Annotated in this window: 15 protein-coding genes; 7 read left to right on the forward strand and 8 right to left on the reverse strand. The window is 62.2% G+C overall.

Annotated features, from left to right (window positions below; translation table 11 throughout):
* The 5 genes from VJR68_RS14720 to VJR68_RS14740 all read right to left on the reverse strand — a co-directional run.
* Positions 1 to 643: DnaB-like helicase N-terminal domain-containing protein (locus VJR68_RS14720; RefSeq protein ID WP_324148850.1), on the reverse strand; the 643-nt coding region annotated here is incomplete at its 3' end.
* Between the two features lie 248 nt (positions 644 to 891).
* Positions 892 to 1,344, reverse strand: a complete 453-nt coding sequence (rplI, locus tag VJR68_RS14725; RefSeq protein WP_324148852.1) for a 50S ribosomal protein L9 — start codon at positions 1,342 to 1,344, stop codon at positions 892 to 894.
* Positions 1,345 to 1,444: 100 nt separating this feature from the next.
* The gene (gene rpsR, locus VJR68_RS14730) at positions 1,445 to 1,675 is read right to left on the reverse strand and encodes a 30S ribosomal protein S18 (RefSeq protein ID WP_324148854.1); all 231 of its coding nucleotides are present in this window, start codon (positions 1,673 to 1,675) and stop codon (positions 1,445 to 1,447) included.
* 17 nt (positions 1,676 to 1,692) lie between these two features.
* Positions 1,693 to 2,121, reverse strand: coding sequence for a 30S ribosomal protein S6 (gene rpsF / locus VJR68_RS14735; protein ID WP_324148856.1), 429 nt, complete (start codon positions 2,119 to 2,121; stop codon positions 1,693 to 1,695).
* 165 nt (positions 2,122 to 2,286) lie between these two features.
* Positions 2,287 to 2,613, reverse strand: coding sequence for an iron-sulfur cluster assembly accessory protein (locus VJR68_RS14740; protein WP_324148857.1), 327 nt, complete (start codon positions 2,611 to 2,613; stop codon positions 2,287 to 2,289).
* A gap of 130 nt (positions 2,614 to 2,743) precedes the next feature.
* On the opposite strand from VJR68_RS14740, the gene asnS reads away from it, so the two are divergent.
* The 7 genes from asnS to VJR68_RS14775 all read left to right on the forward strand — a co-directional run bounded on the left by asnS (position 2,744) and on the right by VJR68_RS14775 (position 8,760).
* Entirely contained in the window at positions 2,744 to 4,144 is a 1,401-nt protein-coding gene (asnS, locus tag VJR68_RS14745; RefSeq protein WP_324148858.1) for an asparagine--tRNA ligase, read from the forward strand.
* Between the two features lie 15 nt (positions 4,145 to 4,159).
* Positions 4,160 to 4,960, forward strand: coding sequence for a MalM family protein (locus tag VJR68_RS14750; RefSeq protein ID WP_324148860.1), 801 nt, complete (start codon positions 4,160 to 4,162; stop codon positions 4,958 to 4,960).
* Entirely contained in the window at positions 4,957 to 5,283 is a 327-nt protein-coding gene (locus VJR68_RS14755; protein WP_324148862.1) for a hypothetical protein, read from the forward strand. The genes VJR68_RS14750 and VJR68_RS14755 overlap by 4 nt, the downstream gene beginning before the upstream one ends.
* Before the next feature lie 59 nt (positions 5,284 to 5,342).
* Positions 5,343 to 6,134 (forward strand): SDR family NAD(P)-dependent oxidoreductase, encoded by a 792-nt coding sequence (locus tag VJR68_RS14760; protein WP_324148864.1) that lies wholly within the window; start codon positions 5,343 to 5,345, stop codon positions 6,132 to 6,134.
* 70 nt (positions 6,135 to 6,204) lie between these two features.
* Positions 6,205 to 7,656 carry an aldehyde dehydrogenase gene (locus VJR68_RS14765; protein ID WP_324148866.1) on the forward strand — a complete coding sequence of 484 codons (1,452 nt, stop codon included), beginning with the start codon at positions 6,205 to 6,207 and terminating at the stop codon, positions 7,654 to 7,656.
* A 10-nt stretch (positions 7,657 to 7,666) separates the two neighbouring features.
* Positions 7,667 to 8,335: a carbonate dehydratase gene (gene can / locus VJR68_RS14770; protein ID WP_324148868.1), complete on the forward strand. Its 669-nt coding sequence runs from the start codon at positions 7,667 to 7,669 to the stop codon at positions 8,333 to 8,335.
* Complete coding sequence (locus VJR68_RS14775; RefSeq protein WP_324148870.1) at positions 8,332 to 8,760, forward strand: RidA family protein; 429 nt, start codon at positions 8,332 to 8,334, stop codon at positions 8,758 to 8,760. Before can ends, VJR68_RS14775 begins: the two co-directional genes overlap by 4 nt.
* Positions 8,761 to 8,829: 69 nt before the next feature.
* On the opposite strand, the gene VJR68_RS14780 is transcribed toward VJR68_RS14775, so the two are convergent.
* The 3 genes from VJR68_RS14780 to VJR68_RS14790 all read right to left on the reverse strand — a co-directional run.
* The gene (locus VJR68_RS14780; RefSeq protein ID WP_324148872.1) at positions 8,830 to 9,045 is read right to left on the reverse strand and encodes a hypothetical protein; all 216 of its coding nucleotides are present in this window, start codon (positions 9,043 to 9,045) and stop codon (positions 8,830 to 8,832) included.
* Positions 9,046 to 9,228: 183 nt separating this feature from the next.
* Complete coding sequence (hutG, locus tag VJR68_RS14785) at positions 9,229 to 10,008, reverse strand: N-formylglutamate deformylase (protein ID WP_324148874.1); 780 nt, start codon at positions 10,006 to 10,008, stop codon at positions 9,229 to 9,231.
* A gap of 24 nt (positions 10,009 to 10,032) precedes the next feature.
* On the reverse strand, positions 10,033 to 10,719 hold a 687-nt coding region (locus VJR68_RS14790), incomplete at its 5' end, for an FAD-dependent oxidoreductase (protein ID WP_324148876.1).

Consider the following 10,719-nt stretch of genomic DNA (forward strand, 5'->3'; position numbering starts at 1 on the left):
GCTGCAAACCGGAAGTGAGATTGTCCAGATCGGAAAAACCGGTGGAGATGCCGGTGAGCTGGCCGCGGTTCTGGTAGCGCTCGTGCAACTGGCGGAAGGCGTCCTTTACCGCCTCGCGCATGGATACGGTGTCCTTCTTGCCGCGCGCGCCGGACTCGGCGATCTTGAACACGGCCTGCTCGGCGCGCTCCAGCACTTCGTGCACGGTCTTGCCTTCGGGGCGATAACCGTCTTCGGTGATCGCGGTGCCGGCGTCGATCAGCTGGCGCAGCACGGATTTCTCGCGCACGATCTCGGCGTAGGCGATGATGTTCGCCGCGCTCGGTGTCGTGTTCGCCAGTTCGACCAGATAGCTAGCGCCTCCTACCATTTCCGCCAAGCCATTGGCCTCGAACCAGTCGCCCAGCGTAATCGCATCGCAAGGCATGCCTTTGTTGGCAAGCTCGGTGATCGCTCGCCAGATCAGGCGGTGATCTTTGCGATAGAAGTCCACCTCGCCAAGTTTGTCGGCAACGCGATCCAGCGCATCGGCAGCGAGCATGAGTCCACCCAAAACCGCTTGCTCGGCGTCGATCGAGTGCGGCGGTACACGCAGGGCTTCGACGGCGTTATGGACGGATTTGCGTTCGGGGACGAAGGACATGGACATTCCCTGTAGCAAGGGGTACCCGCAAGGCCGTGTAGGCGGGCATAAGCTGCGAGCATACGCGGCGGCGTCTCACGGAACGAGATGGGAAGCTGTGGAAAACTTGTGGAAGTTTGGGGATAACTCGGGAACCGAACATCCGAGCAGCAAAAAAGGCACTCACGCTTACGCACAAGTGCCTTCTGAGCTGATCAAAAAGGCGTTTTTGGACGCCTCTACGCGATTGACGATTCCCGATTGACGATTTACGCCTTCTCAGGAACCACAACGACCTTGATCGTGTTCTGCACGTCGGCGTGCAGGCTGATTACCACGTCGAATTCGCCGATATGGCGGATCGGGCCTTCGCCCTGGATGACTTCACCCTTGTGGATGTCATGACCGGCGGCCTGCAGCGCATCGGCGATCTCGCGCGGACCGACCGAGCCATACAGCTTGCCTTCCGGGCTGGCGTTGGCGGCAATGGTCACCGTCACGTCGTTGAGCTTGGCCTGGCGCGCGCTGGCGTCGGACAGCAGCTTGTTGGCCTTGGCCTCGTATTCGGCGCGGCGGGCTTCGAAGGCGGCGAGATTTTCGGCGTTGACGCGCACGGCCTTGCCTTGCGGCAGCAGGTAGTTGCGGCCGTAGCCCGGCTTCACCTTGACCTTGTCGCCGAGGTTGCCGAGGTTGCGCACCTTCTCAAGAAGAATGAGTTCCATGATTGATTCCTAGATTCGTTAGCACCGGAGCGGCCCGATGCAGCCGTGGACGGTTGTCCGAAAGGAACTGCTGCCCTTTCGGGCAGCAGCGGGTAAAGCATTAAACGTCGTGGTTATCCGTGTACGGCAGCAGCGCCAGGAAGCGCGCGCGCTTGATGGCCGTGGCCAGCTGGCGCTGGTAGCGCGCCTTGGTGCCGGTGATGCGGCTGGGCACGATCTTGCCGTTTTCGGTGATGTACTGACGCAGCGTGTTGAGATCCTTGTAGTCGATCTCTTTGACTTTTTCGGCCGTGAAACGGCAGAACTTGCGGCGGCGGAAGAACTTGGACATGGGGGCTGGCTCCTGGATCAGTCTTCGAGATCGGCGTCGTCGCTATCAGCGCGACCCACGCGGCGGTCATCGCCTTCGGCGTCGTCGTCACGGCGGCGGGAGGACTTCGCGTCGTCCTTTTCCTTGCTCTTGAGGATGAAGGACTGCTCGGTATCGGCCTCGTCGCGCTTGATCACCAGGTGGCGCAGCACAGCGTCGTTGAAGCGGAAGCCCGACTCCAGCTCGTTCAGCACGCTCTGGCTCACTTCGATGTTGAGCATCACGTAGTGAGCCTTGGCCAGGTTCACGATCGGGTACGCCAGCTGGCGGCGGCCCCAGTCTTCCAGGCGGTGGATCTTGCCGCCGTCAGAGGCGATCAGCGCCTTGTAACGCTCGATCATCGCCGGAACCTGTTCGCTCTGGTCAGGATGGACCAGGAATACAACTTCGTAATGACGCAAGGTCATCGGGAAAACTCCTTAAGGATGCGACCCTTACGGGCCTCGCAGCCTCCCGCGGCATGCGGTGAGGCAAGGGCTGTCCAACGCCTGTTTGGCGTAGACAGAAGCGGAATTGTAAGCGGGGTGAACGAGCGGACGCAAGTCGCTGAATTAGCTGAGGCTATGCACAGCTCAGCCGACGGTGAAGCTTTCCCCGCATCCGCACTCGCCGGTGGCGTTGGGGTTGCGGAACACGAAGCTGGCGTTGAGCCCCTGGCGCTGGAAGTCGATCTCGGTGCCTTCCACCAGCGGCAGGCTCTTGGCATCGACAATCACCGGCACGCCATCGATCTCGAAAGCCTGGTCGTCCTCACCCACTTGCTGGGCCAGATCCACCACATAGGCAAAGCCCGAACAGCCGGTGCGCTTCACACCGAAACGGACGCCTGCGGCAGACGGCGCCTGCGCAAGAAATTGGCGCATGCGTTGTTGAGCAGAGGGAGTGATCGAGATGGTCATAGGGACAGCGGTTCTGAATCGGGCACTTTGAGTACGCAAGGCGTGTCGCAGTGCGGCAAGACTACATTATCATGCCCGCTTGCCTTCACGCCCATGAACACATGGGCGCCCCTTCCAGGAGTTTCAATCCATGACGGTGGTCAGCGTCAAACAGGCCCTTTCCGGCAAGCTCGAGGCCGGCAGCAAGGCGACGGTGCGCGGTTGGGTGCGCACACGGCGCGATTCCAAGGCTGGCCTGTCGTTCGTGAATATCAGCGATGGTTCCTGCTTCGATCCGATCCAGGCCGTGGTGCCGGCCACCCTCGGCAACTACGAAAGCGAGGTCAAGCACCTCACGGCGGGTGCTGGCGTGATCGTCACCGGCACGCTGGTGCCGTCGCAGGGCAAAGGCCAGGCCTTCGAACTGCAGGCCGACCATGTTGAAGTCACCGGCTTCGTCGACGATCCGGAAACCTACCCCATCCAGCCCAAGCAGCACTCGATGGAATTCCTGCGCGAGGTCGCGCACCTGCGCCCGCGCACCAACCTGTTCGGCGCCGTCACGCGCGTGCGCCACACGATGATGACGGCGATCCACCGCCACCTCACCGAACAGGGTTTCTTCTGGATCAACACGCCGATCATCACCACCTCCGACGCCGAGGGCGCCGGCGACATGTTTCGCCTGTCCACGCTGGACCTGGCCAACCTGCCGCGCGATGAGAAAGGCAAGATCGACTTCCGCAAGGATTTCTTCGGCCGCGAGGCCTTCCTCACGGTGTCCGGCCAGCTCAACGTCGAGGCCTACTGCCTGGCGATGAGCAAGGTCTACACCTTCGGCCCCACCTTCCGCGCGGAGAACTCCAATACGCCGCGCCACCTGGCCGAGTTCTGGATGATCGAGCCGGAAATCGCCTTCGCCGACCTCACCGCCAATGCCGATTGCGCGGAAGGATTCCTGAAAGCGATCTTCAAGGCCGTGCTGGAAGAACGCGCGGACGATATGGCGTTCTTCGCCGAACGCGTGCTGCCGGACGCCATCACGCGCCTGGAGACCTTCATCAGCCAGCCGTTCGAGCGCATCGATTACACCGACGCTGTCGAGATCCTGAAGAAGTCCGGCCAGAAGTTCGAGTTCCCGGTCGCCTGGGGTATCGACCTGCAGACCGAGCACGAGCGCTACCTGGCCGAGAAACATATCGGCCGTCCCGTGGTCGTTATGAACTACCCGGAGCAGATCAAGGCGTTCTACATGCGCTTGAACGACGACGAGAAAACCGTCGCTGCGATGGACGTGCTCGCCCCTGGCATCGGCGAGATCATCGGCGGCAGCCAGCGCGAGGAACGCCTGGATTATTTGGACCGCCGCATGATCAAGTTCGGTCTCGATCCTGCCACGTACGGTTGGTACCGTGACCTGCGCCGTTACGGCACCGTGCCGCATGCGGGCTTCGGCCTCGGCTTCGAACGCCTGCTTGTTTACGTGTGCGGCCTGACCAATATCCGTGATGCCATTCCTTATCCCCGTGCGGCAGGGAGCGCCGAGTTCTGATCTTTTAAAACCACCATGCGTCTCAAACTGCTACTCCTATTTGCATCCATCCTGGCGCTTGCAGCTTGCCATACCGTCAAGCTGCCCAAGTTGCCGCTGCCTACCGATCTGCTGCCGCAAAGCCAGCCGATCCGGCCGCTGGCTGATGCCAAGAAGGCACTCGCCGACGCCACGCCCTGCTGCACCACCTTCGCCGATTTCTCCTACCAGGCCCGCCTGCCCTGGCGGCCGCAGCGGTTCGAGCTTGGCCCCAGCAGCCCGGTGGCGGCGATCAACGGTTCGCGCAGCTACTTCCTGAGCTTTGCGCTGCCCCAGGACGTCAAGCTGCCTTACAAGATCGGCTTGAAGTCGGAACTGGTCGGCCGCTCCGTCACCAGCAGCAGTTATTTGTTCGCGCCTACCGTAGTGCAGCTTGATGAGGCCTTCCAACCCATCGATTCGCAAGACATAAAACTATGTGAATACATGGGCTGGACCAACGACGACAGCGGCGCGTTCGGCAGCGTCGAGGTCACCGACAGCCGTGCGCGCTACGTCGTGGTGTACAGCTCCGCCAAGCAGCAGTCGGACAACACGTACTGGGAGCAATCGGCCAGTACCTTCTCGACCAGCAGCACCACGAATACACCCACCGCCACCACCATGGGCGGCAGCTACAAGATTCAGCACGGACCGGAAGGCGTGGTGTGGGTCGGCCTGATGGATAAAAGCTATAACCAGGCCGTGAGCAAGGCCGTATGCGGCAAAGCCCCGCAAGGCAACGGCCTGCTCAATTCCATCGGCCTGGATCTTGGCTTGACGCGGAGAGGCCCTTGATTCCGGTCGTGGTCTACATCGGCTTGTTGATGATCGGCCTGATCTGTTTCATCACACACGCCGTGTTGCCGTTCCGCATCGCCAAACATTTGCGCGACGACTATCCGCAACACTGGAAAGTGATCGTGGATACCGGCAGCGCACAAGCTGCGCATGGGCCGCAGTTGTGGTTGCGCATGCAAAGCGTCCTGCGCTCGCCGGCCATCGCGGCGATCGACGACGCGGCGATCACACGCCTGTGGCGTGCCTGGCGCTACAGTCAGTGGCTGGCCTGGGGATGCTGGCTTGGCGCGCTAGCCATCCAATGGCACAGCCGTTCCTGAGCGCCTGTTGACGACTCGTGTGCATCGCCAACAAGCGCTAAAAACCATCGGGAGATCACATGGATTTGAACTTGAGCGGACGTCACGCCCTGGTGTGTGGCGCATCGCAAGGCATCGGCCGCGCGACGGCCGTCGAGCTTGCCGAACTGGGCGCCGACGTCACCCTGCTGGCGCGCTCTGCTGAGCGCCTCGCCGCATTGGCCGAGAGCCTGCCGCGCAAACATGCATCGCAACGGCATGCATGGTGCAGCGTGGACATGCAGGATACCGATATGCTGAAGGCAACGGCTTTCGGCATCGTCGAAGCCAGTCCCGTACACATCCTGATCAACAATACCGGCGGTCCGCCGGGCGGCCCCATTCATAGCGCCGAGGACGCCGCCTTCGAAGACACGTTCCGCCAACACGTGCTGGCTGCTCATGCGCTGCTGCAAACGGTACTGGCGGGCATGCGCGACAGCGCGTACGGACGCGTCGTCAATGTCATTTCTACCTCGGTAAAAGAACCAATTCCCGGCCTTGGTGTCTCCAACACTGTTCGCGCCGCGATGGCCGCGTGGGCCAAGACCATGTCCAACGAACTTGCCGCCGATGGCATCACCGTCAACAACGTCTTGCCCGGCTATACCCGTACGGCCCGGCTCGATGGATTGCTGACGGCGCAAGCCCAGAAGAGTGGTCGCAGCGAACAGGAGTTGGCCAAGGAGATGGCCGCTGCCGTTCCCGCCCGCCGTTTCGCTGAGCCCGGTGAGGTTGCGGCAGTGATCGCATTCCTTTGCACGCCGGCGGCTGCATACGTCAATGGCGTGAGCATTGCCGTGGACGGCGGGCGCACGAAAGCCTTGAGCTGATCGCTGCACGGCGACACACATACGGCAGCGTCCGGTGCATTCCCCTTGAACAGGCCCTAAGCTTGCAAAGATGCCAAGCACACGCCTCGCCAACCTTATCGATGGTCGCCTGCAAGCTCCTGTAGACGACCGCTGGCTCGACGTCTACGAACCCGCTACCGGTGCGGTGTTCGCGCAATGTCCCGATTCCACCGCTGCGGACATCGATGCTGCCGCTAAAGCAGCACAACGCGCAGCGCCAGCCTGGGCCGCGACGCCGGCCGAAACGCGCGCCACGTTGCTGCACAAACTCGCTGATCTGATCGAAGCCAGGCTCGATGAATTCGCAGAACTGGAATCGCGCGACAGCGGCAAACCCGTCGCACTGGCCAAGCGCCTGGATATCCCGCGCGCGGTCTCCAATCTGCGCTTCTTCGCCGCTGCCATCATCGGCTGGGAGAGCGAGTCGCACGCGATGGAAAGCGGCGCGATCAATTACACGCTGCGCCATCCGCTTGGGGTAGTCGGTTGCATCAGCCCGTGGAATCTGCCGCTGTACCTGTTCACCTGGAAAATCGCACCGGCGCTGGCGAGTGGCAACGCGGTCATTGCCAAACCTTCCGAAATCACGCCGTGCACCGCTGCATGGCTGGGTGAATTGAGCATCGAAGCCGGCTTTCCTGCTGGCGTGCTGAACATCGTGCAAGGCCGCGGCCCCACCACCGGCCAGGCGATCATCGAACATCCGGCGATCAAGGCGATTTCGTTTACCGGCAGCACACGCACCGGTGCGAGCATTGCCGCCAGCGCAGCACCGCAGTTCAAGAAAGTGTCGCTGGAAATGGGCGGCAAGAATCCGGCGATCGTCTTCGCCGACGCCGATCTCAGTGACGCAAACCTCGACACCATCGTGCGTTCGGGCTTCGCCAACCAGGGCGAGATCTGCCTATGCGGCTCGCGCCTGCTGGTGCAACGCTCGATCTACGACAGCTTCCGCGAACGTTACCTCGCCAAAGTCCAGGCGCTGCGCGTGGGCGATCCCAAGGACGCCACCACCGATCTCGGCGCACTCGTATCGCGCGAACACTTCGACAAGGTGATGCGCTGCGTTGCACAGGCACGCGACGAAGGCGGACGCATTCTTTGCGGCGGCAACGCCCTGACGCTCGATGGGCGTTGTGCCGAAGGCTGGTTCATCGCGCCGACGGTGATCGAAGGACTCGGCAACGACACGCAGACCAACCAGCAGGAAATTTTCGGCCCGGCCGTCACGTTGATTCCGTTCGAGGACGAAGCCGAAGCGATCGCCCTCGCCAACGGCACCGGTTATGGCCTTGCTGCGTCGCTCTGGACGCGCGACCTGTCGCGCGCCCATCGCATGGGCGCGCAACTGGAATTCGGCATCGTGTGGATCAACTGCTGGCTGCTGCGCGACCTGCGCACGCCGTTCGGCGGCAGCAAGCAATCCGGCGTCGGTCGGGAAGGCGGCGTGGAAGCGCTGCGCTTCTTCACCGAGCCGCGCAATATTTGCATTCGCTACTGAGGAATCTACCTTGAGCAGTCCACTGCAAGATCTGATCGACAGCAATCGCCGCTGGTCGGCATCGGTAACACAGGCCGATCCGAAGTTCTTCGAGCGACTGGCCAAACAGCAATCGCCCAAATACCTGTGGATCGGCTGCTCCGACTCGCGCGTGCCCGCCACGCAGATCGTCGACCTGCCGCCCGGCGAGATCTTCGTGCAACGCAACGTCGCCAATGTCGTCTCGCACACGGATCTCAACTGCTTAAGCACCATCCAGTTCTCCGTGGATGTGCTGAAAGTGGAGCACATCATCGTCGTCGGCCATTACGGTTGCGGCGGTGTGCAGGCCGTGCTGGACGAACGCCGGCTCGGCCTGGTCGACAACTGGTTGCGCCATGTAGGCGATGTCGCGCACAAGCATGTAGACAAGCTGGCGGCGCTGGATTCCATGCCCTTGCGCAACATGCGCCTGTGCGAACTCAATGCGATCGAACAAGTGGTCAACGTCTGCCAGACCACCATCGTGATGGACGCATGGGAACGCGGCCAACCGCTTTCGGTGCATGCCTGGTGCTACGGCCTCTCCAACGGCCACATGCATGATCTCGGCATGCACGTTTCATCGCGCGAATCGCTGCGCCCCAATTACGAGCACGCGCTTGAGTTGCTGATGCAACGCGCGCAGGAACTGCGATGAGCAACGTGGTCCGCACCGATACCGCGCCGGCTCCGGTAGGCGCCTATCCGCATGCGCGCCGCGTGGGCAACCTGCTGTTTCTTTCCGGTGTCGGACCGCGCGAACCCGGCACCAACCGCATTCCCGGCAACGTCCATGACGCGGAAGGAAATCTGATCGGCTACGACATCGAGCAGCAATGCCGGCAAGTGTTCGCCAACGTGCGGGCGGTGCTCGAAGCGAGCGGCGCGCGCTGGGAAGACCTGGTCGACGTCACCGTCTTTCTCACCGACATGGCGCGCGACTTTCCCGCGTACAACCGCCTGTACGCCGAATACTTCCAAGGCGTGGATGCCTGCCGCACCACGCTGGGCATTACTGCCTTGCCGACGCCGATCGCCATCGAGTTGAAGTGCGTTGCCGCGTTGCCGGCATCCAACCCGTAACACTTGGCCATAAAAAAAACCCGGGGGCCTTCGCCCACCGGGTCTTTCATCCGATCGGATGAGGAGAGATTACTTGCCTGCAGTGCTGCTGGAAGCCGGCTCAGCGGACTTCTTCGCCTTGTGCGACGACTTATGGGTCGACGACTTGGTGTGATGGGCGTGCTTGGTGGTGGTGGCCGACGTCGACGCGGATGCCGGAGCAGCCGACGAATCCTGAGCCAGCACCGAACCGGAAAGAGCGACACCTGCCACGAGCAGGGAAGCGATCGCAAGTTTACGCATCATGATCATGAGCCTCGAGATTTTGGTTGCCACGGACCCGGCCGGAACCCGGCTATCGCGGGCGGCGTGACGGCCCTAACAATGCATCCATCTCGGCATACCGAAACTGAACGGACGTAGGAAAATTTCGAGTCCGCCGGTAGCTTTTTAAACAAACCTTGCCGACTGTCCTTGCCACTGACAGCCTCAAGCAAGGCAGCAACGCAGCAACTCGCGGATGATGGCCTGCACTTGCACCGCCTTGGCCTCATCCCAGGCAAAGCTTTCTTCATCCATGTACTGGCACTGCGCCAGCTCCAGTTGCACGGCCTGCACACCTTCTGCCGGCTGGCCGTAATGGCGGGTGATATGGCCGCCCTTGAAGCGTCCGTTGACCACGAAGTCGTAGCGGCGCTGGCCTTCCAGCACACGGGTCAAGCTCCATTGGAGATCAGCGCTGCAGCTCGCGCCATCGGCAGTGCCCAGGTTGAAGTCCGGCAGGCGTCCTTCAAACAGCATGGGCACGTGGCTCTTGATGGAGTGGCCATCCCATAGCACCGCCCTGCCGTGCTCCGCCTTCAACCGCGCCAACTCACCGGCCAGTGCAAGGTGGTAGGGACGCCACCAGGTTTCGACACGACGATGGATGTCATCCGCATCGGGCTCCTGCCCATTCAGGTACAGCGGCTGGCCGTCGAAGCCGATGGTGGGTGCCAGCCCCGTTTCGCGCCGGCCCGGATAAAGCGCATGCCCGTCGGCCGGGCGATTCAGATCGACCACATAGCGCGATGCCAGCGGCTTGATCACGCTGGCCCCCAACTCCTGCGCCAAGGGCTCATACAGGCGGGCGACATGCCAGTCGGTATCGGGCACGCGGCGTGCCTCAGGTTGCATGCGCGCAGCGAGGTCGTCGGGAAGCCACGTGCCGTTGTGCGGCAGGCTGATCAGCAGCGGCACACGGCCGCGGGTAAGCGTGAAGGTATCCATTCCCGCAGTGTCGCCGGTCTGCGCTCAATGCAGCAACAGCAGTTCCTCGGCGGCGGTGGGATGGATCGCGATAGTCGATTTGAGATCGGCCCAGTACAACCCTTTTTGCATCGCCACCGCAAAACCTTGCAGCAATTCATCGCTGCCCGGCCCCAGCACGTGAATGCCGACGATCTTGCGCTGCTCGCCCACGCTCAGCAGCTTCACCACGCTCTGCTCGGAGCGGCCGGCCACCATCCATAGCAAAGGCGTATAGCGTCCGGTATGCACGTTCACCGCATCGCCATAGCGAGCGCGCGCCTGTTGCTCGGTAAGACCGACCGAACCCAGCGGCGGCTCGGAAAACACCACGCTGGGAACCACACTGTCGTCGAACGTCGCCTGGGCATCGCCACCGATCAGCCGCTCCGCCAAGGCGCGTCCCGCGGCTACCGCTACGGGCGTAAGCGCCTTGCGATCGGTGACGTCGCCGACGGCATAGACGCCAGCCACGCTGGTGTTCTGGAACGCATCGACCAGCACATGGCCGGCCTCATCGCATTCCACGCCGAGTGATTCCAGACCGATGTCATTGCTGTTGGGCACACGCCCGATGGCCCACAGCACCGCATCGTATACACCGTGCTCAACGCCATCGGTCGCCTCCAGTGTCACCTTGCCAGGTTGCCCGCGTGCCGCCTTGATCTGCGTATTGCGCACGATGCGAATGCC

This window comes from Dyella sp. (assembly GCF_035277725.1).
In the GTDB taxonomy this organism is placed as follows: domain Bacteria; phylum Pseudomonadota; class Gammaproteobacteria; order Xanthomonadales; family Rhodanobacteraceae; genus Dyella_B.

Bases quoted from the DNA above. Each gene is read 5' to 3' on its own strand.
- rplI (WP_324148852.1), bottom strand. From the start codon at position 1,344: ATGGAACTCATTCTTCTTGAGAAGGTGCGCAACCTCGGCAACCTCGGC.
- rpsR (WP_324148854.1), bottom strand. From the start codon at position 1,675: ATGTCCAAGTTCTTCCGCCGCCGCAAGTTCTGCCGTTTCACGGCCGAA.
- rpsF (WP_324148856.1), bottom strand. From the start codon at position 2,121: ATGACCTTGCGTCATTACGAAGTTGTATTCCTGGTCCATCCTGACCAG.
- VJR68_RS14740 (WP_324148857.1), bottom strand. From the start codon at position 2,613: ATGACCATCTCGATCACTCCCTCTGCTCAACAACGCATGCGCCAATTT.
- asnS (WP_324148858.1), top strand. From the start codon at position 2,744: ATGACGGTGGTCAGCGTCAAACAGGCCCTTTCCGGCAAGCTCGAGGCC.
- VJR68_RS14750 (WP_324148860.1), top strand. From the start codon at position 4,160: ATGCGTCTCAAACTGCTACTCCTATTTGCATCCATCCTGGCGCTTGCA.
- VJR68_RS14760 (WP_324148864.1), top strand. From the start codon at position 5,343: ATGGATTTGAACTTGAGCGGACGTCACGCCCTGGTGTGTGGCGCATCG.
- VJR68_RS14765 (WP_324148866.1), top strand. From the start codon at position 6,205: ATGCCAAGCACACGCCTCGCCAACCTTATCGATGGTCGCCTGCAAGCT.
- VJR68_RS14775 (WP_324148870.1), top strand. From the start codon at position 8,332: ATGAGCAACGTGGTCCGCACCGATACCGCGCCGGCTCCGGTAGGCGCC.
- VJR68_RS14780 (WP_324148872.1), bottom strand. From the start codon at position 9,045: ATGATGCGTAAACTTGCGATCGCTTCCCTGCTCGTGGCAGGTGTCGCT.
- hutG (WP_324148874.1), bottom strand. From the start codon at position 10,008: ATGGATACCTTCACGCTTACCCGCGGCCGTGTGCCGCTGCTGATCAGC.